We start from the raw sequence: 23,121 nt of genomic DNA, 5'->3' as shown, positions 1-23,121 counted from the left end.
GCCCATGGCTCGACTGATGAACCACCGCTGGCGATGGATGCTGTGCACTGCAGTGCTCGGCCTGCCCTGCCTGGCGCATTCCCAGGCGGCATGCGAAGAGGCCGCGCCCGCCCAAACCGGCTCGGCAGGACGCCCGCAGCTGGCGCAGGGCATTGCGCTGTTCGAGGCGCGCGACCTGGCCCAGGCCGAGCGTGCGCTGCAGGCTGCGCTGTTTGGCGGGCTGGCCGATCCCATGGAGCGGGCCTCTGCCCACAAGTACCTGGCCTACACCTATTGCACGCACAAGGAATGGGCGCGCTGCGAGGCGGCCTTCGATTCCGCGTTCTCCGCACACCCGGGCTTTGCACTGCAAGCCTACGAAATCACGGGTACGCCGTGGCGGGACGCCTACAGCCGCGCCCAGGACCGCTGGATCCAGCGCTGCCCTTCAGCGCAGCGGCTGCGCACGGCGCCTGCGGCACCCACGGCCGGTGGCTTTGCACTGAACAGCCGCGTGGTCACCTCGATCACCGCCCTGACACCCGGCCTTGCTCCAGCGCGCTCCGCCGCGCTGGCCGCACGGTCTGAGACGCCACGGACAGATCACAACCTGCGCCTGAGGGTCAGCCCCTGGGCGAATGTGCTGATCAACGGCAAGCCGTCCGGCGTCACCCCTCCCGTCGTGCTGCTCAAGCTGGCGCCAGGCTCCCACACGGTGGAGCTGCGCAATCCCGGCTTCGAGAGCTATCGGCAGGTGATCCGCATCACCGACGGCCAGTCGGTGACCCTTTCCCATGACTTTGATGCCCGCTGACCATGCCCATGTCCATGACCCTGAATATTCCTCACTCCATCCAGCGCCTGACCCTCGCCCTGGCCGTCGCCTTCGGCCTGGCCGCGTGTGAAACCGCGCCCAAGCCCGTGGAGCCCGAGCCGGCCCCGACCGTGGTCCAGCCTCCGGAGCCCGTCAAGCCCGTGGACCCCGTGGTGATCAAGGAGCAGGAGCTGGTCGAAGCCATCCAGCTCTATGTGGACGGCCGCTATGAGGACGCCATCACGGCGCTGACGCCCCTGTCCACCGCACAGGAACTGCCCATGAGCAGCCAGGTCAAGGCGCTGAAGTACATCGCCTTCAGCCACTGCGTGGAAGGCCGCCGCAAGCCCTGCCGCCAGCACTTCGACATGGCCCTGGCCCTGGACCCCACCTTCCAGCTGACCGAGGCCGAAAAGGGCCATCCCATCTGGGGCCGGGAGTTCAACAACGCCCGTGCCGCGCTGCGCAACAAGCGCCCTGCGCCCGCGCGCAAAGCCTCCTGAGGCATCCCGACGCTTCCTGAAAACTGCCTAGCCTAAGACTCCATGGACAAAATCGAACTCAGGGTCGTGGACCACGATGGCGTTCCGGTCGATCGCCACTGGCATGCCGTATTCGGCATGGCCGGCGGCACGATCGGACGCAGTGGCCAGAACAAGCTCATCATCTCGGACCCGGACGCTTCCGTCGCGCGCGTGCACGCCATGGTCAGGCTGGATTCCGAGGGAGCCTTTGTTGCGAACCTGAGCGAGCGTGATCCCATCTGGGTGGCAGAGCAGCCCGTGCGTTCGGGCCAGGAAGTGGGCCTGCCCCTGGGTGCACGCATCCGTATCGGCGCCTACACCCTGGCCGCCGTGGCGCCGGGTACGCCTTTCGAGGCACCGCCTTCGGCTGCAATGCAAAACGCGCAAGCCACACAAGCCGCGCAAGCAACGCAGGCAGCGGCCCCACCCGCCACAGCCGCCCCGCAGCCCCAGATCGTCCCGCCTCCCGTCGCCGCACAGCCCCCGCTGCCGGAAGCAGCGCCGCTGGCAGACGTATTGCCTGCCGCTGCCCCCGGCATCGCCGATCCCTGGGAAGGCCTGACGGCACTGAGCCTGGATGCCATCCAGACCCCTGCCGTGCCTTCGATCGAGAGCGCCATCCCGCCCGAGCAGGCTGCACCGGCGATGCCGCAGCCCGCCAAGCCGCAGCATCGCCCCCTGCTGATCCCCAATGATTTCGACCCCTTTGCTCCGCCGCCCCAGCAGGCTCGGCAGCAGGAGGAAGGCTGGGCCGGCCTGCCATCGCAAGGCACGGGCGATCTGATACAGCAGCGCCATGACGGCATGGTCCACACCCTGCCGCTCAAGGGCCTGAGCACCGAGGCCTTGCATGATGCCTCCCATACCGGCCTGCCTTCGTGCTTCGAGCAATCCCAAAAGCTCGACCCGCTTGCGCTGTTCGACCAGGGTGGCCTGCCCCCCGATGCGCAGCCGCTGCAGCAGGCCTCGGGCCGGGGCTCCGAACTGGGCCAGGCCTTCAATCTGCCGCGCATGCAATCGCATGCACAGCCCGCAGAGCCGGTGCCACCGCAGGAGGCGGCAGCACCGGCCCAGCACGCACTCCCGCCCGTGATCGATACCGTGATTCCTGCAGTGCAGGAGCAGCTTCCTGTACAGGTGGTAGAGGCACGGGCACAGGACATTCCGGTTGCTGCGCCTGCACCGGCGCCCGTGCCCCAGATCCCCGCCGAGCCGGCCGCGCTGGACGGTCTGCTGCCCACCAATGGACTGGATCTGGACCTCTTCAAGTCCGGTCTTGCCCATGTTGCGCCCGTCGCCAGGGCTGCCGTTGCCCCTACCTCGGCCCCCCTTGACACAGGCATCAACGTCAATATCCCCGCGGCCTCCAGCATCCTCGGCCAGGGCGACGCCGCCATCCCCATCGGCGCCCTGCCCTCCACCGCCGCGCCTGTCGATATTCCCGTGCAGCCCCAGCCGGCCGCGAGCGCCGATCTGCAGGCACTGGCCGCCGCCTTCATGGAGGGCGCAGGCCTGAACCCGGCCAAGACCCATTTCGAGGTCACACCGGAATTCATGCGCACTTTCGGCGAAGCCCTGCGCATTGCGGTGCAGGGAACCATCGACCTGCTGGCCGCGCGCTCCGAGATCAAGCGCGAGTTCCGCGCCGGCGTGACCATCATTGCCACGGGGGCCAACAACCCGCTCAAGTTCCTGCCCAATTCCGAGGGCGTGCTCATGCAGATGGTCCACCAGACCTTCCCGGGCTTCATGAAGCCGCTGCCCGCCATGCAGGACGCCTTCCAGGACCTGCATGTGCACCAGCTGGCCCTGATGGCCGGCATCCGCGCCGCCTATGCCGAGGCCCTGACCCGGTTCGATCCGACCGAGCTGGAGCGCCGCACCGAAACCAACCCCGGCCTGCTGGACAAGCTGCTGACCAATGGCCGCAAGGCCGCGCTGTGGGACGACTACAAGCACAACTTCGACGTGCTGCGCCGCCATGCCGAGGACGACCTGATGGCCTTCTCGGGCCGCACCTTCGTCGAGGCCTACGAAAACGCCGAGCAGTCCGTGAAAGGCCAGCCGTGATCGCCTACCTCGACGGAGACGGCCACCGCTACAGCATCCAGGTGGCCAGCGCATCCCACAGCGGCAGGCGCTCCAGCAACGAAGACGCCATGGGCCTGATGGACCTGGGCGCCGGCGGCCTGTGCTGCACGCTGGCCGATGGCGCAGGCGGGCATGGGCATGGCGAACTCGCCGCCCAGCTCACCGTGCAGGCCGTGGTGGATGGCTTCCGGCAGAACCCGCTGTTCGCCCCCGCCAGCCTGGCCTCCCTGATTTCCCAGGCGGAGCACCGCGTCAGCGGCCAGCAGTCCACCTCGGTCTCGCGCATGCACATGAGCGCCACCGTGGTGGTGCTGTGCATCGATCCCGAGCAGGGCCGTGCCCTGTGGGCGCACTGGGGCGACTCGCGCCTGTACTGGTTCCGCGCGGGCCGCATGCACCTGCGCACCGAAGACCACAGCCTGGTCCAGCAGTTGCTGCACGCCGGCCTGTACGAGGAGAACGACCCGCGCCGCCTGCCCAACCGCAACGTGCTGGCCGGCGCCATTGGCGCCGAGGGCCAGGTGCCGCCCAGCATCCGCGCCGACGCCGTGGCCCTGGAGCCCGGCGATGTCTTCCTGCTGTGCTCGGACGGCCTGTGGGAAGGCATGCACGAGTCGGAAATGGAGCAGTTGCTGGCCGCCAGCCAGCGCCCCGACGAATGGATACAGCGCATGGTCGGCCGCGTCGTATCCAGCGGCAATCCGCACCAGGACAACCTCAGCGCGCTGACGGTGTGGATCTGCCCGCGTGAAACCAATGACTGACATCGAGACAGGAGAAGCCATGTGGAGATCACAGGAACCGCAGGGGCGCCGGCAGGCGCTGCAAACGCTGGGCGCCTTGGGCCTGGGCACGGCCGTGGTGACCGGCCTGGCCGGCTGCGGCTCCCTCAACCCCCTGAGCCGCGCGCCCGAAGTGGCGCCCACAGCCGTGCCCACCGCCATATTCGAAGTGGTGGCGGACATGGACATCAACCCGGACCGTGAAGGCATTCCCAAGCCCGTGCTGCTGCGCATCTACGAGCTGCGCGCCTCCGCCGCCTTCGACCGCGCCGGCTTCTTCGACCTGCAGGACAAGGACGACGGCCAGCTGGGCAGCGACTTCGTGCGGCGCGAGGAATTCCTGGTCGCGCCCGGCCAGCGCCAGGTGATTGAGCGCAAGGGCAACCCCGATGTGCGCGCCTTCGGCCTGTTCGCCGCCTACCGCGATCTGGAGCGCAGCACCTGGCGCGCCTCGGCCGTCGCGCCCAACTCCGTGGAGCTGCGCCGGCGCTGGTGGGGCATGGGCTCCACCGAAAAGCTGCAGCCAGTGCGCTACCAGGTGCACCTGACCCGCGAAGAGGTCACCGTCCGCATTCAACCCGCATCCCAATAAACGCACATCTATCCACCATGGTCTGGCAACGCAAAGTCATCTGGGCCGAGGGCATGTTCCTTCGGCCCCAGCACTTCCAGCAGCAGGAGCGCTTCCTGTTCCGGCAACTGCAGTCACGCAGCCTGCCGGGGCAGCCCTTTTTCTGGGGCTTCTCGGAACTGGAGCTGGACACCGATCTGCTGCGCATGGGCAAGCTGGGCATCCGTTCTGCCCACGGCGTGCTGCCCGACGGCACGCCGTTCCAGCTGCCGGGCGACGACGAGGCGCCCACCCCGCTGGACATCGGCAAGGACTTCAAGGACGTGGTGGTCCACCTGGCGCTGCCGCTGCGCCGTTTCTCGGGCAGCGAAGTGACCTTTGGCGAAGGCTCCCAGAGCCCTGCGCGCTATCTCAGCGACGTGACCGAAGTGGCGGACAGCAACGACGTGGGTGCCCAGCCCGCCGAGGTGCAGCTGGGCCGGCTGCGCCTGAGCCTGCGCCCCGCCCACGAGCTGACCGAAGGCTGGGTCAGCCTGCCCGTGGCCCATGTGGTGGAGCGCCAGGCCAGCGGCGGCGTGCTGCTGGAGCCCGGCTTCATCCCCACCGTGGTCAACAACGGGCCCAGCTCGGTGCTCAACACCTTCTGCAAGGAAATCCACGGCCTGCTGCGCCAGCGCGGCGAAGTACTGGCCCAGCGCATGATCCAGCCCGAGCGCGGCGGCATCGGCGAGGTCGGCGACTTCCTGCTGCTGCAGCTCATCAACCACTGGACGGGCGCGGCCCAGCACTGGGTGCGCACCGCCAGCATCCACCCCGAGCGCCTGTTCGAGGAACTGCTGCGCCTGGCCGCCGAGCTGACCACCTTCGACCACGAGCGCCGCCGCCCCGAGGTGCTGCCCGCCTACGACCATGACGACCTGCGGCGCAGCTTCCCTCCGCTGATGCTGGAGCTGCGGCGCAGCCTGTCCTCGGTGCTGGAGCAAAACGCCATCCAGATCCCGCTGCACGACCGCCAGTACGGCGTGCGCGTGGCGCTGATCCCGTCCACCGAACTGCTCACCACCTGCGACTTCGTGCTGGCCGCCCATGCCCAGACCACGCCGGAATTCCTGCGCACCCACTTCCCCACCCAGACCAAGCTGGGCCCCGTGGAGCGCATACGCGACCTGGTGAACCTGCACCTGCCCGGCGTCACGCTGCGGCCGCTGCCCATTGCCCCGCGCGAGATTCCCTACCACGCGGGCTACAACTATTTCGAGGTGGACACCACGCACGATCTGTGGAACCAGCTGCAAAGCTCCGGCGGCCTTGCCATGCACGTCTCCGGCGAATTCCCCGACCTGCAACTGGAGTTCTGGGCCATCCGCCGCTGACGGCGCGACGCATCTTCCGACATGAACAGTTCCAACATCAGCCACCAAATGCCCTGGGGCGGCGACGCCGACACGGGCCGTGCCGAAGGCGCGGCCAGCGCCGCGCCCGCGCCTGCCGGCCAGGAGCCGCTGCGCTCGAACCTGCCCGACGTGGTCAGCGGCGGCAACCCGCTGGTGGCCGCCGCCAACCGGCTGCTGAACCTCATCCCCCAGATCCGCGCCATGGTCACCAACGAGGACCCGCGCGCGCTGCAACAACTGCTGCTCGAGCACATCCGCGAGTTCGAGCAGCGCGCAGGCGCCAGCGGCGTGCCCATGGAAACCATCATCGGTGCACGCTACTGCATCTGCACGGTGCTGGACGAAACCGCCGCCCAGACGCCCTGGGGCAGTGCCGGCGTCTGGCCCAAGCACAGCCTGCTGGTCGCCCTGCACAACGAAACCTGGGGCGGCGAGAAGTTCTTCCAGCTGCTGGCCCGCCTGGTGCAGACGCCGCACCAGCACATCGACCTGATCGAGCTGCTGTACTACTGCGTGATGCTGGGCTTTGAAGGCCGCTACCGCGTGATCGACAACGGCCGCGCCCAGCTGGAGACGCTGAAGGCGCGCCTGCTGCAGCTCATCGAATCCACGCGCGGCGACCGCAGCAGCCTGCTGTCCGTGCACTGGCGTGGCGTGCAGCGCCTGGCCTCGCCGCCCTGGGCCATGGTGCCGCTGTGGGTGGCGGCTGCCATCACCTTGCTGCTGGCGTTCTTCATCTACCTGTGGTTCAGCTACCGGCTGTCCAACAGTTCGGACGACCTGTTCGCCGCCATCAACGAGATCCGCTTCCCGCGCACCTCGGCGGCCGCCACCGTCGCCACGCTCAAGCCGCGGCTGCGCCAGTTCCTGGAGCCCGAGATCCGCGAAGGCCTGGTCAGCGTGCGCGACGAGGCCGACCGCAGCACCGTCATCCTGCGCGGCGACGGCCTGTTCGACCCGGCCGCCACCGTCGTCAAGCCCCGCTACGTGCAGGTCATCCACCGCGTGGCAGCGGCGCTGGACGAAGTGCCGGGCAAGGTCGTCGTCAACGGCTACACCGACAACCTGCCCATCCGCACGGCGCGCTTCCCGTCCAACTGGAACCTGTCGCAGGAACGTGCCCAGGCCGTGTCCCAGATGCTGGGCGGCTCGCTGCGCGACCGCCAGCGCCTGCATGCCGAGGGCCGTGCCGACAGCGACCCCGTCGCCCCCAACAACACGGCAGAAGGCCGGGCGCTGAACCGGCGGGTGGAAATCGTCCTGCTGGTCGCGCCCCAGCAACGTGACCAGCAACTGCAGGCCCTGCCTGCCGCACCCGAGACCAGGAACTGATCCCATGATCCGTCGCATCGCCTCATGGCTGTTCAACCGCTACATGCTGGAGCTTCTGGGCCTGGTGGCCCTGAGCCTGCTCATCTGGTTCGTCGGCCCGCTCGTCTTCATCCAGCCCTACCAGCCGCTGGGCAGCCCCACCGTGCGCTGGTGGATCATTGCCGGCCTGTTCATCCTCTGGTTCCTGCGCCTGCTGCTGCGCTGGTGGCGCGCACAGCGCATGAACGAGCACCTCATGACCGGCCTGGCCCGCCTGACCTCGCCGCGCGAGGCGGACGGCACGCCCGCAGCAGGCTCCGAAGAGGTGGCCGAGCTGGAGTCGCGCTTCAAGGAAGCCCTGGACACGCTGAGCAAGACCCGCTTCGGCCAGACCGAAGGCGGCCTGTTCGGCCGCTGGAACAAGCGCTACATCTACCAGTTGCCCTGGTACCTGATCATCGGCTCGCCGGGCTCGGGCAAGACCACGGCCCTGATCAACTCGGGGCTGGACTTCCCGCTGGCGGCCCAGTTCGGCAAGCGTGCCATCCCCGGCATAGGCGGCACGCGCAACTGCGACTGGTGGTTCACCGACCAGGCCGTGCTGCTGGACACGGCCGGCCGCTACACCACCCAGGAAAGCGATGCGGAGCAGGACAAGGCAGCCTGGAAGGGCTTCATGCAGCTGCTCAAGCGCTTTCGCGGACGCCAGCCCGTCAACGGCGTGATCGTCACGCTCAGCGTGCAGGAACTGCTCAGTGCCAGCGACGCCGAGCGCGCGCAGCTGGCCCAGCTGATCGGCCTGCGCCTGAGCGAGCTGTGCGAGGAGCTGACCATCCGCTTCCCCGTCTACGTCCTGGTCACCAAGAGCGACCTGCTGGCGGGCTTCAACGAGTTCTTCGGGGCCATGAGCCGCGAGGAGCGCGCCCAGGTCTGGGGTTTCACCTATCCCTATGACGAAAAGACCCAGCGCTCGCCCGCCAGCGACCCGCAGGCCGCCAGCGCCCTGTACATGGAGGAGTTCGACGCCCTGGTCGCCCAGATCAACCGCCTGCTGCCCCAGCGGCTGATGACCGAGCCCGACCTTGCGCGCCGCAGCCTGCTCTACGCACTGCCCCAGCAGTTTGCCGGCCTCAAGGACGTGGTGCGCGACACGCTGGATGCGGCGTTCTCCGCCTCGCGCTTCAAGGAAAAGCCGCTGCTGCGCGGCGTCTACTTCACCAGCGGCACGCAGGAGGGCATGCCCTTCGACCGCGTGATGTCGGCCCTGTCGCGCCGCTTTGCGCTGCGTGGCCGCCTGCCGGCCGATGATGTGCCGCAGCAGGGCCGCAGCTACTTCCTGGAGTCGCTGTTCAAGGACGTGATGTTCAACGAGTCCGGCCTGACCGGGCGCAACGCCAAGAAAGAGCGCCAGCTGCGCCTGATGCAGGCCGCCGGCCTGTGCGCGCTGCTGCTGGCCCTGGGCGGCGCGGCCCTGGCCTGGACGCTGAGCTACGAGAACAACCAGCGCTACCTGAACGAAGTGGCCGACAACGCCGGCACGCTGCGCCAGGCCGTGGAGGAATCCAAGGCCACCGACCCCGACAACGTGGTCGCCCTGGTGCCCATGCTCAACCATGCGGCGCGCGTGGCGCAGAGCAGCCGCTTCGAGGAATCGGCCCCGCTGGGCTGGCGCTGGGGCCTGCTGCAGGTGCCCAAGGTGCAGACGGCCGCCCACGCCACCTACCTGCGCCTGCTGGAAGACGCCTGGCTGCCGCGCCTGAGCAGCCATGTCGCGCGCTCGCTGCGCCAGGTCAGCACCGGCAGCCCCGAGGCCAGCTACGAAACGCTCAAGGCCTATCTCATGCTCTATGAGCCCGACCACTTCGACGCCACCTTCGTCAAGGCCTGGCTGCGCAGCGATTGGGAAAACACCCTGCCCCAGCATCTGGTGCAGGCCGGCCTGGTGGACCAGCTGTCCGAGCACCTGGACCGCCTCATCGACGGCCGCGTGGTGGTTTCCGCCCAGCCCATCGACGCCACCTTGGTCGCCGAAGTGCGCCAGCGCCTGGCCCAGATGTCGCCCGCCCAGCGCGCCTACAGCCGCCTCAAGCAGCTGCTGAACACCGGCGACAAGCTGCCGCCCGACTTCAGCGTGGTGCGTGCCAGCGGTCCCGAGGCGCCCCAGGTCTTTGCGCGTGCCAGCGGCAAGCCGCTCACCCAGGGCATCAGCGGCCTGTTCACCTATGACGGCTACCACGGCCTCTTCCTGCATGAGCTGCCCAAGGTCACCACCTTGCTGGCCAAGGAGGAAACCTGGGTGCTGGGCCAGGCCAAAGGCCGGCGCAGCGTGGCCCAGGAAGTGCTGACGGGCCAGCTGGCCAACGAGGTCAAGCGCCTGTACCTGATGGAGTACGCGCGCCTGTGGGAAACCTTCCTGGCCGACATCCGCCCCATACGCACGGCCTCGCTGGAGCAGGCCGGCGAGCAGGCCCGCCTGTACTCGTCCGCCAACTCCAGCCTGGAGCAGTTCATCCGCGCCGTGGCCCGCGAGACCACGCTGGCCCGCCGCCCGGACCAGCAGGAAGGCGGCAGCTCGGGCAGCACCAGCAGCTGGCTGGGCGAGAAACTGCAGCGCATCCGCGAGGAACAGCACCAGCTCAGCCGCCTGACCGGCAAGCCGCTGAACGTGGGCGGCATGCTGGCCACGGGCACGCTGGAAGCCGACATCGTGGACTTCCGCTTCCGCGAATACCGGCGCCTTGCCACCAGCAACGGCTCGGGCCCGGCGCCCATCACCGCCAGCCTGCAGGTGCTCAACGAGGCGGCGGCCGTCATCGCCTCGGCGCGCCAGCAGGTGATCCAGGGCGGCGGCGTGCCTCCCTCGCTCAGCGGCACGCTGGAGAAGGTGCGCTCGGAAGCCAAGCGCGTGCCGCCTCCGCTCAACAGCATGTACGAGGCCCTGGCCACGTCCACCTCGTCCTTCGTGGGAAGCAGCGTGCGCAGCACGCTGGGCGGCAACCTCAACGCCACCATCGGCGACTTCTGCCGCCGTGCCATCCTGGGCCGCTACCCCTTCACGCGCAGCGCCACGCGCGACGTGACCACGGACGACTTCGCCCGCCTGTTCGCCACCGGCGGCACCATGGACGAGTTCTTCCGCACCCAGCTGCAGACCATGGTGGACATCTCCACCGTGCCCTGGACCTTCAAGCAGGGTGTGGACGGCACGCCGGTAGGAGGCTCTGCCTCGCTGGCAGCCTTCCAGCGCGCGGCCTCCATCCGCGACGTGTTCTTCCGCGCAGGCGGCAACACGCCCGGCATCCGGCTGGAGATCAAGCCGCTGGACATGGACGCCTCCATCTCCCAGATGGTGCTGGACGTGGACGGCGAAATCGTGCGCTACCAGCACGGCCCGCAAATCCCCAAGGCCGTCTCCTGGCCCGGCACGCGCGGCACCGGCCAGGCCCGCCTGCAGATCACGGCCGCCGGCGCCCAGAACACCGGCATCGTGACCGAAGGCCCCTGGGCGCTGCACCGCCTGTTCGACCGTGCCCAGATCCTGCCGGGCAACTCGCCCGAGCGTTTCACGGCCATCTTCACCATCGACGGACGCAAGCTGCGCATGGAAGTCACCACCAGCAGCGTCCTCAACCCATTCCGGCTCAAGGCCATGGAGGAATTCGAATGTCCGGACCGGCTGTGAACGCCATGACCCTCCAGCGACCCTGCGCCGCCTGGTGGGGCAAGCTGCCAAGCCAGGGCGATTTCGTCGGCCGGCGCATGCCCCACGCACTGACCATGCGCTGGGACGAGTGGCTGCGCAACGGCATGGACCAGCTGCGCAGCGATGCGGCCGACAACTGGTCCACGCGCTTCGTGCACTCGCCGCTGTGGTTCTTCCTGTGCCCCGCATCCATCCTGGGCCAGCCCATGGTGGGCGTGATCGGACCCAGCTCCGACCGCATCGGCCGGCTCTTTCCGCTGGCCATCATGGCCACGGTGGACGGCAGCTCCGGCATGCCGGCGTCGGACCAGGACATCGAACGCTTTCTGAGCGGCGCCCGTGATGCGCTCATCGACGCCCGGCGCCTGCCCCTGTCGGCCCAGCAGCTCGATGAGCGGCTGGCCACCCTGCAATGGCCGTTCCAGCAGGACGGCCGCGCGTCCGAAAGCACCTCCATCCACAGCCTGCTGGCCGACCTTGACATGGGCGCCTCGCAAGGCAACGCCGCGCGCCTGCCCCGCATGGACTGGCGCGCCTGCATGCGCCCGGGCTCCACCACCTCCGTCTGGTGGATCTCGGCCACGCCCCGCCACGCCCCTGACGAAGTGGTCCAGCACGAAGTGCTGCACCGCCGCCTGTTCACCCGGCTCTTCAAGGGTGCCTGAGTTCGTCCAGATCGCACCGTCCACTCCATACCCAAGCAACACCGACCCGCCCATGGCCAATATCCAGGACCTGCTGACCGAGACCGCCGCCGAGCCGCCCTGCGGCCCGGACCTTACCTATGACAACGATTTCCAGGCCATGGAAAGCGCTGCGCAGGGCAAGGTAGAACAGCAGTTCGGCGACACCGTCATCCCCGCCGAGCCACCGGACTGGCGCGACGTGGAGCGCCAGGCCTCGGCCCTGATGCAGCGCACCAAGGACCTGCGCGTGGCCGTGCTGCTGTGCCGTGCCTGGACCATCCTGCACGGCCTGCCCGGCACGCTGCAGGGCCTGCAGCTGTGCGGCGCCCTGCTGGAACGCCACTGGGAGCATGTCCACCCCCTGCCCGAGGATGGCGACGACTACTTCATGCGCATGAATGCCCTGGGCACCCTGTCGGACGTGACAGGCTTTGTGCGTGACCTGCGCAACGCCGACTTCCTGCGCGGCGCCCTGGGCCAGATCAGCGTGCGCGACGCCGAACTGATGGCCAAGGGCAACGTGCCCGAGGACCTGCCGCACCTGACCGCCGACGAATTGCGCATGGCCTCGGCCCGCGCGCATGCCGAGGGCCACGAAACCCTGCTGGCCGTCACCCCCGCACTGCAGGAGCTCGACCAGATCCGCGCCTGCTGCGAACAGCACCTGCCCAGCCACCAGCAGCCCGAGCTCGACGGCCTGCGCCAGCTGCTGCTGGCCCTCAAGCAATGGCAGCCCCAGTCCACAGGCGATGCCGACACGGCCGCCGAAGCCGATCCGGCCGCACAAACCGGTACAGAGGGCGGCACGGTGGCCCACCCCGCGCCAGGCTCGGCACCCGCCCCGGCGCGCAACCGCGAACAGGCGATTGCCCAGTTGCTGGAAATCGCCGCCTTCGTGGAGCGCACCGAACCCTCCAACCCCGCCCCCCTGCTCATCCGCCGTGCCGCCCGCTTCATGCGCATGGGCTTCATGGACATCCTGCGCGAACTGTCACCCGACAGCCTGGCTCAGGTGGAAGTGATCACGGGCGCCCACCTGCAGGAGCAGCAGACATGAAGGCCCCACACGGACCTGCTGGACCCGGACTTCGCTTTCAAGGAGCTGGCTGCCCCATGACACCCACCCCGTCCACCTGTTTCCACACGGCCTCTTGCGCCCTCAGCCCTTCGGTCCGCCGCAAGGCGGGACTCCAGGCTTTTTACTTCTGCGACCCATTTTTTTCTTGAAAGGAACACCCGCATGTCGCTCACCAAAACCGGCAAGAGTGGTCAGAAATTCATCGCGCGCAACCGTGCGCCGCGCGTGCAGATCGAGTACGACGTCGAGATATATGGCTCGGAAAAGAAGGTGCAGATCCCCTTCGTGATGGGCGTGCTGGCCGATCTGTCGGGCAAGCCCGTCGATCCGCTACCCGAAATCGCCGACCGCAAGTTCCTGGAAATCGACATCGACAACTTCGATGCGCGCATGAAGTCCATCAAGCCCCGCGTCGCCTTCCAGGTGGACAACACGCTGACGGGCGAGGGCAAGCTCAACATCGACCTGAGCTTCGAGAGCATGGAGGACTTCTCCCCCGCCGCCATCGCGCGGCGCGTGGGCGCGCTCAACTCGCTGCTGGAGGCACGCACCCAGCTGCACAACCTGCTTTCCTACATGGACGGCAAGCAGGGCGCCGAAGAGCTGATCGGCAAGGTGCTCAAGGACCCTGCGCTGCTCAAGTCGCTGGCCGCCGCGCCCAACATCACTGCCCCGCAGGCCTCGGGCCCTGCATCCGAGGCTTGAGGCAGCACATCAGGAAGGCAAGCACGTCATGAATACCGCAACCCAACTCGAACAATCGACCCAGGCGCTGGCCGGCAGCGAATTCGGCAGCCTGCTGCAAAAGGAATTCAAGCCCAAGACCGACCAGGCCCGCGAAGCCGTGGAAGCGGCCGTGCAGACGCTGGCCCAGCAAGCCCTGGGCTCGGCGATCACGCTGTCCAACGATGCCTACCAGACGGTGCAGGCCATCATTGCCGAGATCGACCGCAAGCTGTCCGAGCAGATCAATCGCATCATCCACCACGACGACTACCAGAAGCTCGAAGGCGCCTGGCGCGGTCTGCACCACCTGGTGACCAACACCGAGGTGGACGAGATGCTCAAGATCCGCGTCATGAACATCTCCAAGAAGGAGCTGCACCGCAACATGCGCCGCTTCAAGGGCGTGGGCTGGGACCAGAGCCCCGTCTTCAAGAAGGTGTACGAAGAGGAGTACGGCCAGTTCGGCGGCGAGCCCTTCGGCTGCCTGGTGGGCGACTACCACTTCGACCACAGCCCGCCGGACGTGGAGCTGCTCGGTGAAATGGCCAAGGTGGCCGCCGCGGCGCACTGCCCCTTCATCTCGGGCGCGGCGCCCGCCATCATGCAGATGGAATCCTGGCAGGAGCTGGCCAACCCGCGCGACCTGACCAAGATCTTCACCAACACCGAGTACGCCGCCTGGCGCAGCCTGCGCGAGTCCGATGACGCCAAGTACATCGGCCTGGCCATGCCCCGCTTCCTGGCACGCCTGCCCTACGGCGCGCGCACCAACCCGGTCGATGAATTCGACTTCGAGGAAGAAACCGACAGCGGCGACCACGGCAAGTACTGCTGGGCCAACTCGGCCTACGCCATGGCGGTCAACATCAACCGCTCGTTCAAGTACTACGGCTGGTGCACCTCCATCCGCGGCGTGGAATCGGGCGGCGCGGTGGACAACCTGCCGGCCCACACCTTCCCCACCGACGATGGCGGCGTGGACATGAAGTGCCCCACGGAAATCGCCATCAGCGACCGCCGCGAGGCCGAGCTCGCCAAGAACGGCTTCATGCCCCTGGTGCACCGCAAGAACTCGGACGTGGCCGCCTTCATCGGCGCCCAGTCGCTGGCCAAGCCCGCCGAGTACTACGACTCCGACGCCACGGCCAATGCCAACCTGTCGGCGCGCCTGCCCTACATGTTCGCCTGCTGCCGCTTCGCGCACTACCTCAAGTGCATCGTGCGCGACAAGATCGGCTCCTTCCGCGAGCGCACCGACATGGAGCGCTGGCTCAACGACTGGATCATGAACTACGTGGACGGCGACCCGGCCAACTCCTCGCAGGAGACCAAGGCCCGCAAGCCTCTGGCCGCCGCCGAGGTGCAGGTGCAGGAAGTCGAGGGCAACCCCGGCTACTACACCTCCAAGTTCTTCCTGCGCCCCCACTACCAGCTGGAAGGCCTGACGGTTTCGCTGCGCCTGGTGTCCAAGCTGCCTTCCGTGAAGCAGGGCGCGAAGTAAGACTGCCCGCCCACCTGGCTCCTGGTGCCGACACGCTCGCACCAGGGCCAGGCCCCATAACAAGAAACAGGCCTGGAGAAGCTTTCCCCTCCAGGACCCAACTCAGAGAGGCTTTTCATGCCCTGGAATGTAGACAACGCCGTCGCCACCCTGCAGACCAATGCCCGCGCCAGCTCCGCCGGCTACTGCGCGCGCTATGTGCGCGATGCGATCGGCGCTGGCGGCATCGCACTGCAGCGCACGCGCGATGCCAAGGACTACGGCACCAGCCTGGTGGCCGCCGGCTTCACACGCTACGACGCCATGCCTGAAGGTGGCTACAAGAAAGGCGATGTGGCCGTGATGCAGGGCTTCACCTCATCGCCCGCTGGCCACATGCAGATGTTCGACGGAAGCGTCTGGATCTCGGACTTCAAGCAGAACGGTTTCTGGGCAGGCCCCGGTTACCGCACCCACAAGCCCGCTTTCAAGATCTACCGCCATCCCTGATGAGTCCATTGACCCACGCCATGAACGCCTGTTCCAAAGCTTTCTTCACCCTGCTGCTGGCCGGCACGGCCTGCGCCACGGTGCAAGCCGCCCCTGCCACGGCAGCGGACATCACCACCCTGTTCACCGACGCCCTGCATTGCCGCATCGAGTTTCCCGACGGCCGCGACGAAGCGCTGGCCCAGCGCCTGCGCGCGCAGGGCGTGACCGTGGTGGACCGCGCGCCCGGCGAAAGCCTGGACCTGCTCTACCTGTTTGCCACGCCGCTGGAGATCGATGGCACGCAGGTGTCCTCCATCACCGTGCGCGGCGGCAGCGGCAGCATTGTCGCGGCGCGCGCCACGGGCAGCCTGCAGGCGCTGGTCCAGCGCACCAAGGCCCGGCCACAGGCGCGCAGCAGCTGGAACCTGGAAGGTTTCGGCGAGCTGCCCGCCCAGTACGCACGCGCCATGCCGCTCAGAAAGGGCGTGGACGAGACGCCACCGCGCATCGTCATCGGCCATGTGGCCGGCGAGGCGCCCGACGCCGTGCGCTGGGGCTGCCGCTCCTACGACGACTGACCGGGGCGCAGCCGCACCCCGCCCCTCTCTTTTTCCTGCGTTTTCACCATGCCCCTGCCCAGCTTCACCTCACAGCTTTCCCTGGACGAGCAACTCAAGGCCCTGAAGGACCAGATCCGCCAGGCCCCGGCCTCGGCGCCCCTGCGCGTCTACTACTTCCAGCTGCTGTGCGTGCTGGGCGAATGGCAAAAGGCACTGGAGCAGCTGCAGCTGTGCGCCCAGCTCGACCCGTCGTGCGAGCCCATGGCGCGCGCCTACCGCGAGGCCATCCGCTGCGAGGTGCTGCGCGCCGAGGTCTTCGCCGGCAAGAAAAAGCCCTTTCTCATGGGCGAGCCCGCGCAATGGCTGGCCTGCCTGATCGACGCCCTGGCCCATGAAGGAGTGGCCGCCCAGGACCTGCGCGCCCGCGCCCTGGACGAGGCGCCCGCCACGGCCGGCCACATGGGCGAGCACCGCTTCGAATGGCTGGCCGACAGCGATACCCGCCTGGGGCCCGTGTGCGAGCTGCTGGCGCACGGCAGCTACTACTGGCTGCCCTTCGACGCCATTGCACAGATCGGCTTCGAGCCCGTGCAGGACCTGCGCGACCTGATCTGGCTGCCCTGCGAGGTCACGCTGCGCGAGGGCGGCGCGCTGCAGGGCTTCATGCCTGCGCGCTATCCGCTGGCGCCCGGCGATGACGACGCCGTCCGCATGTCGCGCCGCACGCAGTGGAGCCCGCTGGATGCAGCCTCCTCCGATCCTGACGAATCCTCGGGCCACGTGGCCGGCCACGGCCAGCGCACCTGGGTCACCGACTCCGAGGACTTTCCCATGCTGCAGGTGCGCCAGCTCACGCTGAGCACCGCTTCCTGATCCCCCGCCCCTTTTTCATCACCCGCAAGACCAGACACCTGCCCACAATGTCCGCATCGATTGCCTTCACCCTCTTCCAAGTCAACTACGCCAAGTCCATCGCCGATGAGATGGAACGGCGCCAGCTGGATGTCCTGGTGCTCACGCCCCTGGAGTACCTGGGCATCCTCGCGGACAAGGCACGCATCGACCCGCGGCTCGCCTCCCGGCTGCACGCCATCCTGGCGCAGACGCCGCTGGGCGAGTACTGGACCAAGGTGATGAGCCCCAACGTGGGCGAGCCCTGGGTCGCGCCTGCGGCCCTGGGCTCCATGGATGCCTACATGATCGCCAGAACCCTACAGGCCCTGGGCATGGCCGGCGTGGGCTCCTATGTCAAGACCACGTCCAGCGGCACCTACATCATCATCAGGGGCCATGCGGGCCTGCGCGGCCACCTGCTGCGCGGCACGCGCTACCTGGCCTCCAACCCGCGCATGGTGCAGATGGGCCTGGGCATGCGCGGGCTGCAGAACGTGGCCAGGGGCGGCTTCATCCTGGGCGTGGTGGTCTCCAGCCTCATCGAGTCGCTGGACTTCATGTTCAACGACGAAAAGACCATGCACGACCTGGTCGGCGGCATTGGCGTGGAGGCCGTCAAGGCCGGCCTGGCCACCATGGTGGGCCTTGGCATAGGCGCTGCCGTGGCTGGCGCCACCGCCGTGGCCGTGCTCCCGCTGGCCGCCATGGCCGTGGCCGTGCTGGTCACAGGCATGGCGCTGAATGCAGCCGACCAGAAATGGCAGATCAAGCAAAAGGTGATTTCCGCCCTGAAATCCCTGACCGATGACACGCCCCAAGGCCTGTACCGCGTCAACACCCAGTCGCCCGAATGGAAGAAGCTGAACCAGGACAACGGTCAGCAGCCCGACGGTGACATCGCCTGCGCGCCCGGCCCCGGCAGTACCGGCCTCTTGTGCAGCATCAACCGTCAGAAGTGACAGGGACCGAATACTCCATGCAAGACCGCGTCCGCCAGAACCGCAGGAACGCCATCTGGGCCGTCCCCCTTGGCATGGCCCTGCTCGCGGCCAATGCGTACCTGGTGCTGGCGGAGATTGCGCCCGACATCCGGGGCCTGCTCGATCGCGCGCCCGCCGTCAGGATCACGCCGCTGTCGCCACTGGCCATCACAGCGCTGGCGTTCCCGCTGGTGATGGTTGCGGCCGTCATCGCCAATGCCATTCCCTGCAGCAAGACCGTGCTCAAGAAGGTGGAGTACGCACTGATGGGCGTCCTCGCCATCAATGTGCTTTCCATTGCCGTGTCCTTTCTGGTGATTGCGCCACTGCAGCACTACGCCATGCCCCGGATGGGATACGAGCGCTGCAACATCCTTCAAGGCCATCCCAGCATGTACTTCACCGACTGGGTCAGCAACCCCGCATGGTGCGTGCGCGGCAAAAGCCGGGAATGGGTGAATGAGCAGGCGCTGCGGACGAAAGAGTCCTCCAGCCTGCCCTCCCTTTCCAGCCACTTCAGCTCCTGAGGACCCTGCATGCGCCCCAGTCCCCTCAACCCCATGCCCACGCTGCGCACGCGCCAGAACCAGGCGACCGCAGCCAAGGACCGGCTGCAGCCCGCCCTGCTGGACCGGCTGACCGACCATGAGCCCCATCTGCGCACCGAGCGGCCCGACGCGGTCTTCGTGAACGAATCCCGCCTGCGCGAGGCCCTGCTGCGCGACCTGGGCTGGCTGCTCAATGCGCGCGATGCCTGGGACCACGTGGAGATGGAGGGGCTGGAGCATGTGCAGCGTTCGGTCATCAACTACGGCATGCCGCCGCTGGCCGGCCAGCTGCTGTCCGAGCTGGACTGGAGCCATGTGGAGCGCAGCATCCGCGAAAGCATCCTGGCCTTCGAGCCGCGCATCCTGCCCAAGACGCTGGCCGTGACGCTGCTGGCCTCCACCGAGCAGCTCAACCACCACAACACGCTGCAGTTCGAGATCCGCTGCCAGTTCTGGTCCATGCCCTATCCGCTGGAGCTGCTGCTCAAGACCAGCCTGGACCTGGAGACCGGCCAGGTCTCGCTGCAAAACCTCAGGGCCTGAGCCCGGACGCCGCCACACACACCATGAATCCCCGCCTCGTCGAGTACTACAACCGCGAACTGGCCTATCTGCGCGAGCTGGGCGCCGAGTTCGCCGCCGCCTTCCCCAAGGTGGCGGGCCGCCTTTCCCTGCACGACACCGATGTGGCCGACCCCTATGTGGAGCGCCTGCTGGAAGGCTTCAGCTTTCTGAGCGCGCGCATCCAGCTGAAGATGGATGCGGAGTTTCCGCGCCTGTCCCAGCGCATGATGGAGATGGTCTGCCCCCACTACCTGGCGCCCACGCCATCCATGGTGGTAGTCCAGCTCAAGCCCAGCGCCAAGGAAGGCAACCTCGTGGACGGCTTCACCCTGCCCTCTGGCAGCGTGCTGCGCACCCACAAGTCACAGGAAGAGCAGACCATCTGCGAATTCCGCACCGGCGGGCCGCTGACGCTGTGGCCGCTGGAGATACGCCAGGCGCGCCTGGGCGGCCCGGCGCTGGACCTGCCCCATGCCCTCGTGCCCCAGCTGGGCGAGGCCGGCGGCCACCTGCGCCTGCAGCTGGCCACGCTGGACGCCTCGCAGTGCATGCAGCTGGCGATGGACCAGCTGTGGGTCTACATCCATGCGGGCGATGTCGTCGCCTCTCACCTGCAGGAGCTCATCCACACGCAGACGCTGGCCATCGTTGTCCACCACCCGCAGGACCCGCGCCAGGTCTGGGACGTGCTGCAGCCCGATGCACTGCGGGCCGAAGGCCATGACAGCGAGCAGGCGCTGATTCCCTATTCGCACCGCGCCTTCCAGGGCCACCGTCTGCTGCACGAGTACTTTGCGTTTCCCGCGCGGCAGCGGTTCTTCTCGATCAACGGCCTGTCGCGCAGCATGCGCCGCATTGCCCATGACGGCGTGGGCATCACCGTGCTGCTGCGCCGCGCCGCGCCCACGCTGGAGCCGCAGATCGACGCGGCCAAGCTGCTGATGCACTGCATTCCGGCCATCAACCTGTTCGAGTACACGGCGGACCGCCTGCATGTGGCCTCCAACGTGCACGAGTACCACGTCATTCCCGACCGCACGCGGCCGCTGGACTTCGAGGTCTACGGCGTGCAGGCCGTCACCGGCCACCACGAAGGCAAGACCCAGGACCGCGAATTCGCGCCGCTGTACGCATCCACGCACGGCCTGCACTCCACCGAGCAGGCCTACTTCACCACGCGGCGCGAGCCCCGGCTGTTTTCCGAGCGCAGCCTGCGCAGCGGACCGCGCACGCAGTACCTGGGCTCGGAAGTCTTCATCTCCCTGGTGGACCAGCGCGAGGCCCCGTTCTCCGACGACCTCAAGCAGCTGTCCATGCACACCCTGTGCACCAACCGCGATCTGCCCCTGCTCATGCGCGTCAACCAGCCGGGCGGCGACTTTGCACTGCAGGAATCGGCACCCGTGGAATGGGCCCGCGCCATCGCCGGCCCCAGCGCGCCCATCCCCGCCGTGGCCGACGGAGGCCTGACCTGGCGATTGATCTCCCACCTGAGCCTGAACTACCTGGCCATGACCGATCTGTCCGACGAGGAAGGCGCGGCCACGCTGCAGGAGCTGCTGCGCCTGTACCTGGACCTGGGCAACCACCAGCTGGCCGGGCAGATCGCCGCCATCCAGGGCATGCGCATCGAACCCATCACGCGCCGCCTGCCCCAGCACCGCCAGCTGGTCTACGGCCGCGGCGTGGGCGTACACCTGAGCGTGGACGAGCCGGCCATGGCCGGCGTCAGCCCCTGGCCCCTGTCGAATGTGCTGGAGCGATTCTTCGCCCGCCATGTGGGCGTCAACAGCTTCACCGAGCTGCAGCTGCACTCGCGCCAGCGCGGCCCCGTCGCGCGCTGGACTCCGCGCCCCGGACAAAGGCCCGGCATATGAGCAACGCCGCCCACGCCCCCCTGCCCGAACCGGAACACCTCCAGTCGGCGGCTCCAGTGCCGGCGCCCGCGCGTGCGCCCGTGCAGGCCGCCGGGCCCGACGACGCCCGGGCGCGCCTGTTCTGGCAGCGCCTGAGCGCCAAGCCCTACCAGTTCGACCTGATGCACAGCCTGCGCTACCTGCAGGCACGCCATCCCGCGCTGCCGCGCCTGGGCCAGGCCACGCGCCCCAAGGACGAGCCGCTGCGCCTGGGCCAGGACCCGTCGCTGGCCTTCGCCCCCGCCACCATTGCCGAAATCCTGCCCTCGCGCGCCGGCGAGCCTGAGCGCATGACGGTCTGGAACTTCGGCCTCTACGGCCCCAACGGACCGCTGCCCACGCACATCACCGAATACGTGCGCGAGCGCCTGCGCCAGCATGACGACGCCACGCTGGCACGCTTTTCCGACATCTTTCACCACCGCATGCTGCTGCTGCTGTTCCGCGCCTGGTCGGACGCACAGCCCACCGCATCGCTGGACCGCCCGGGCGAAGACCCCTTTGGCCGCTACATAGACAGTTTCATAGGCGCCGGCCTGCCCAGCCAGCGCGCGCGCGACGACGTGCCAGACCACGCCAAGCGCTTCATGGCCGGCCATCTGACCCGCTGGACGCGCAACCCCGAAGGCCTGTGCCAGGCCCTGTCGCACTACTTCCAGATTCCCGTGAAGCTGGAAGAAAACTGCCTGCACCACCTGGAACTGGAGCCCGAGCAACAGACCCGGCTGCAGGGCCGCCCCTGCAACTCGCGCCTGGGCGTGGACGCCGTCGTGGGCTCGCGCGTGCCCGATGCGCAAAGCAAGTTCCGCCTGGTGCTCGGCCCGCTGGGCCTGGAGCAATACCGGCAGCTGCTGCCCCAGGCCGCACTGTTCCAGACCCTGGTGGACTGGGTGCGCAACTACCTGGGCATCGAATTCGCCTGGGACTACGTGCTGGTGCTGCGCCGCCAGGAAGTGCCTGCCGCCCGGCTGGGCAGCAGCACCCAGCTGGGCTGGACCACCTGGCTCACCCACGCCGAGCCCGCCCAGGACGCGCGCGACTTCCGCCTGGACCCCGAAGCCTGGCTGCGCCAGCGCCGCCAGCCCGTGCGGGGCCGGCGCCCCGGCCCCAGCCCTCGAACCACTGAATCACCGAACCACTGAATCACCACTTCCCTGCTTGCACACATGCCCACCGTACAGATCAAGTTCCCGCACAACGCACCGGTCCCTTCCACACTGACGCTGGTCGAAGGCAACCGCCTGCGCGTCAAGATCGAGGCCGTCGCAAAGACCTACAAGCTGGGCGCCAGGATCGATGCGCCCAGCATTCTTGCGGCCCAGCCCCCCGCCCACAACGCCCGCGCCGACAGCTGGCAATTCGACTTCGTGGCGCAGCAGCCCGGGCTCACCAAGCTCAGCATCGTAGCGGTGCAGGGAACCGGGCTCAGCGTCATGCCCGCAGCCATCACCGTGCAGGTGGAGAAAAGCAATTCGCTGCCTGCGGAGAGCACGACGGAGGGGATGCTGGCAAGGCTGTTCCTGGCGGAAAGCGTCTCGCCGGGCGACACCTCACTGGCCTGGAATCTCGACAACGTGAAAACCGGAATGCAATGGATGCGCCGAGTCATCGAGAACCGCTTGAAAAGCGGAAAGCCTGAAGACTTCATGGCCCGCGGTGCCACCAGCGTCGAGGACATCGTCATGGCGGATGACCGGGGATCGGTCCAATTCCATGGCTTCAACGTCTATCCGAAGCTGGGTCCCGACATTGCCAAGAACCTCCGCGACTATGTGGACAACGCCAACAACGGCCTGCATCCCAAACGCAAGGCCTATCTGGACTTTGTGCAGGCGGCCCTGGACGTTGCCACCGGCGCGGTGCCGCCAGACCCAACCCCCACAGGCCTGTTCGCCTGGAGAACTGCGAAATCCAGCTCTCCCGGTGCCGACTTCATTCAGCACGCCGCGCTGGCTAGAAATATGTTCTACACACATGCCCGGCTGCGCAAACGCGACTGATCCCCAAAAACATCGAAAACCAAGGAGG

At 67.9% G+C, this 23,121-nt stretch carries 21 protein-coding genes; all 21 read left to right on the top strand.

Annotation, left to right across the window (positions count from 1 at the left end; translation table 11 throughout):
* Positions 1 to 4 precede the first annotated feature (4 nt).
* The 21 genes from IB269_RS08015 (at position 5) to IB269_RS07915 (ending at position 23,093) form a co-directional block, all read left to right on the top strand.
* Positions 5 to 793: a PEGA domain-containing protein gene (locus IB269_RS08015; RefSeq protein ID WP_192366849.1), complete on the top strand. Its 789-nt coding sequence runs from the start codon at positions 5 to 7 to the stop codon at positions 791 to 793.
* Between the two features lie 8 nt (positions 794 to 801).
* Positions 802 to 1,296 (top strand): TssQ family T6SS-associated lipoprotein, encoded by a 495-nt coding sequence (locus IB269_RS08010; RefSeq protein ID WP_012205665.1) that lies wholly within the window; start codon positions 802 to 804, stop codon positions 1,294 to 1,296.
* A 42-nt stretch (positions 1,297 to 1,338) separates the two neighbouring features.
* Positions 1,339 to 3,387 carry a type VI secretion system-associated FHA domain protein TagH gene (gene tagH, locus IB269_RS08005; protein WP_192366848.1) on the top strand — a complete coding sequence of 683 codons (2,049 nt, stop codon included), beginning with the start codon at positions 1,339 to 1,341 and terminating at the stop codon, positions 3,385 to 3,387.
* Positions 3,384 to 4,172 (top strand): PP2C family protein-serine/threonine phosphatase, encoded by a 789-nt coding sequence (locus IB269_RS08000; protein WP_192366847.1) that lies wholly within the window; start codon positions 3,384 to 3,386, stop codon positions 4,170 to 4,172. Before tagH ends, IB269_RS08000 begins: the two co-directional genes overlap by 4 nt.
* A gap of 19 nt (positions 4,173 to 4,191) precedes the next feature.
* Positions 4,192 to 4,782 (top strand): type VI secretion system lipoprotein TssJ, encoded by a 591-nt coding sequence (tssJ, locus tag IB269_RS07995; RefSeq protein ID WP_065346972.1) that lies wholly within the window; start codon positions 4,192 to 4,194, stop codon positions 4,780 to 4,782.
* Positions 4,783 to 4,799: 17 nt separating this feature from the next.
* Positions 4,800 to 6,134: a type VI secretion system baseplate subunit TssK gene (gene tssK / locus IB269_RS07990; protein WP_012205669.1), complete on the top strand. Its 1,335-nt coding sequence runs from the start codon at positions 4,800 to 4,802 to the stop codon at positions 6,132 to 6,134.
* A gap of 21 nt (positions 6,135 to 6,155) precedes the next feature.
* The gene (locus IB269_RS07985) at positions 6,156 to 7,487 is read left to right on the top strand and encodes a DotU family type VI secretion system protein (protein ID WP_012205670.1); all 1,332 of its coding nucleotides are present in this window, start codon (positions 6,156 to 6,158) and stop codon (positions 7,485 to 7,487) included.
* 4 nt (positions 7,488 to 7,491) lie between these two features.
* A complete protein-coding gene (tssM, locus tag IB269_RS07980; RefSeq protein ID WP_192366846.1) occupies positions 7,492 to 11,148 on the top strand; it encodes a type VI secretion system membrane subunit TssM in 3,657 nt (1,218 codons plus the stop codon).
* Entirely contained in the window at positions 11,130 to 11,834 is a 705-nt protein-coding gene (tagF, locus tag IB269_RS07975) for a type VI secretion system-associated protein TagF (RefSeq protein WP_192366845.1), read from the top strand. The genes tssM and tagF overlap by 19 nt, the downstream gene beginning before the upstream one ends.
* A gap of 52 nt (positions 11,835 to 11,886) precedes the next feature.
* Complete coding sequence (gene tssA, locus IB269_RS07970) at positions 11,887 to 12,912, top strand: type VI secretion system protein TssA (RefSeq protein WP_192366844.1); 1,026 nt, start codon at positions 11,887 to 11,889, stop codon at positions 12,910 to 12,912.
* 183 nt (positions 12,913 to 13,095) lie between these two features.
* Entirely contained in the window at positions 13,096 to 13,638 is a 543-nt protein-coding gene (gene tssB / locus IB269_RS07965; protein WP_012205675.1) for a type VI secretion system contractile sheath small subunit, read from the top strand.
* Between the two features lie 28 nt (positions 13,639 to 13,666).
* Positions 13,667 to 15,160 (top strand): type VI secretion system contractile sheath large subunit, encoded by a 1,494-nt coding sequence (gene tssC / locus IB269_RS07960; protein ID WP_012205676.1) that lies wholly within the window; start codon positions 13,667 to 13,669, stop codon positions 15,158 to 15,160.
* 117 nt (positions 15,161 to 15,277) lie between these two features.
* Positions 15,278 to 15,649, top strand: a complete 372-nt coding sequence (locus IB269_RS07955) for a hypothetical protein (protein WP_013802359.1) — start codon at positions 15,278 to 15,280, stop codon at positions 15,647 to 15,649.
* On the top strand, positions 15,649 to 16,209 hold the full coding sequence (locus tag IB269_RS07950; RefSeq protein ID WP_192366843.1) for a hypothetical protein: 561 nt from the start codon (positions 15,649 to 15,651) through the stop codon (positions 16,207 to 16,209). The genes IB269_RS07955 and IB269_RS07950 overlap by 1 nt, the downstream gene beginning before the upstream one ends.
* A gap of 48 nt (positions 16,210 to 16,257) precedes the next feature.
* Positions 16,258 to 17,064, top strand: a complete 807-nt coding sequence (locus tag IB269_RS07945; protein WP_192366842.1) for a type VI secretion system accessory protein TagJ — start codon at positions 16,258 to 16,260, stop codon at positions 17,062 to 17,064.
* 47 nt (positions 17,065 to 17,111) lie between these two features.
* Positions 17,112 to 18,044 carry a hypothetical protein gene (locus IB269_RS07940; protein WP_043823013.1) on the top strand — a complete coding sequence of 311 codons (933 nt, stop codon included), beginning with the start codon at positions 17,112 to 17,114 and terminating at the stop codon, positions 18,042 to 18,044.
* A 17-nt stretch (positions 18,045 to 18,061) separates the two neighbouring features.
* Positions 18,062 to 18,592 (top strand): hypothetical protein, encoded by a 531-nt coding sequence (locus IB269_RS07935; RefSeq protein ID WP_192366841.1) that lies wholly within the window; start codon positions 18,062 to 18,064, stop codon positions 18,590 to 18,592.
* 9 nt (positions 18,593 to 18,601) lie between these two features.
* On the top strand, positions 18,602 to 19,156 hold the full coding sequence (gene tssE / locus IB269_RS07930; RefSeq protein WP_012205683.1) for a type VI secretion system baseplate subunit TssE: 555 nt from the start codon (positions 18,602 to 18,604) through the stop codon (positions 19,154 to 19,156).
* A 23-nt stretch (positions 19,157 to 19,179) separates the two neighbouring features.
* Positions 19,180 to 21,054: a type VI secretion system baseplate subunit TssF gene (gene tssF / locus IB269_RS07925; RefSeq protein ID WP_012205684.1), complete on the top strand. Its 1,875-nt coding sequence runs from the start codon at positions 19,180 to 19,182 to the stop codon at positions 21,052 to 21,054.
* Complete coding sequence (gene tssG, locus IB269_RS07920; protein ID WP_192366840.1) at positions 21,051 to 22,235, top strand: type VI secretion system baseplate subunit TssG; 1,185 nt, start codon at positions 21,051 to 21,053, stop codon at positions 22,233 to 22,235. The genes tssF and tssG overlap by 4 nt, the downstream gene beginning before the upstream one ends.
* Before the next feature lie 24 nt (positions 22,236 to 22,259).
* The gene (locus IB269_RS07915) at positions 22,260 to 23,093 is read left to right on the top strand and encodes a hypothetical protein (protein ID WP_192366839.1); all 834 of its coding nucleotides are present in this window, start codon (positions 22,260 to 22,262) and stop codon (positions 23,091 to 23,093) included.
* Positions 23,094 to 23,121: the final 28 nt, after the last annotated feature.

The sequence above is a fragment of the Delftia sp. DLF01 genome, from assembly GCF_014852125.1.
GTDB classification, from domain to species: domain Bacteria; phylum Pseudomonadota; class Gammaproteobacteria; order Burkholderiales; family Burkholderiaceae_C; genus Comamonas; species Comamonas acidovorans.
Note: the sequence above shows the minus strand (reverse complement) of the source record. Positions and strands in the feature narration are given on the sequence as shown.

Bases quoted from the DNA above. Each gene is read 5' to 3' on its own strand.
- tssA (WP_192366844.1), top strand. From the start codon at position 11,887: ATGGCCAATATCCAGGACCTGCTGACCGAGACCGCCGCCGAGCCGCCC.
- tagF (WP_192366845.1), top strand. From the start codon at position 11,130: ATGTCCGGACCGGCTGTGAACGCCATGACCCTCCAGCGACCCTGCGCC.
- IB269_RS08015 (WP_192366849.1), top strand. From the start codon at position 5: ATGGCTCGACTGATGAACCACCGCTGGCGATGGATGCTGTGCACTGCA.
- IB269_RS08010 (WP_012205665.1), top strand. From the start codon at position 802: ATGTCCATGACCCTGAATATTCCTCACTCCATCCAGCGCCTGACCCTC.
- IB269_RS07985 (WP_012205670.1), top strand. From the start codon at position 6,156: ATGAACAGTTCCAACATCAGCCACCAAATGCCCTGGGGCGGCGACGCC.
- IB269_RS07915 (WP_192366839.1), top strand. From the start codon at position 22,260: ATGCCCACCGTACAGATCAAGTTCCCGCACAACGCACCGGTCCCTTCC.
- IB269_RS07945 (WP_192366842.1), top strand. From the start codon at position 16,258: ATGCCCCTGCCCAGCTTCACCTCACAGCTTTCCCTGGACGAGCAACTC.
- tssK (WP_012205669.1), top strand. From the start codon at position 4,800: ATGGTCTGGCAACGCAAAGTCATCTGGGCCGAGGGCATGTTCCTTCGG.
- tssJ (WP_065346972.1), top strand. From the start codon at position 4,192: ATGTGGAGATCACAGGAACCGCAGGGGCGCCGGCAGGCGCTGCAAACG.
- tssE (WP_012205683.1), top strand. From the start codon at position 18,602: ATGCGCCCCAGTCCCCTCAACCCCATGCCCACGCTGCGCACGCGCCAG.
- tagH (WP_192366848.1), top strand. From the start codon at position 1,339: ATGGACAAAATCGAACTCAGGGTCGTGGACCACGATGGCGTTCCGGTC.
- IB269_RS07935 (WP_192366841.1), top strand. From the start codon at position 18,062: ATGCAAGACCGCGTCCGCCAGAACCGCAGGAACGCCATCTGGGCCGTC.
- IB269_RS07950 (WP_192366843.1), top strand. From the start codon at position 15,649: ATGAGTCCATTGACCCACGCCATGAACGCCTGTTCCAAAGCTTTCTTC.
- tssF (WP_012205684.1), top strand. From the start codon at position 19,180: ATGAATCCCCGCCTCGTCGAGTACTACAACCGCGAACTGGCCTATCTG.
- tssM (WP_192366846.1), top strand. From the start codon at position 7,492: ATGATCCGTCGCATCGCCTCATGGCTGTTCAACCGCTACATGCTGGAG.
- tssG (WP_192366840.1), top strand. From the start codon at position 21,051: ATGAGCAACGCCGCCCACGCCCCCCTGCCCGAACCGGAACACCTCCAG.
- IB269_RS07940 (WP_043823013.1), top strand. From the start codon at position 17,112: ATGTCCGCATCGATTGCCTTCACCCTCTTCCAAGTCAACTACGCCAAG.
- IB269_RS07955 (WP_013802359.1), top strand. From the start codon at position 15,278: ATGCCCTGGAATGTAGACAACGCCGTCGCCACCCTGCAGACCAATGCC.
- tssB (WP_012205675.1), top strand. From the start codon at position 13,096: ATGTCGCTCACCAAAACCGGCAAGAGTGGTCAGAAATTCATCGCGCGC.
- tssC (WP_012205676.1), top strand. From the start codon at position 13,667: ATGAATACCGCAACCCAACTCGAACAATCGACCCAGGCGCTGGCCGGC.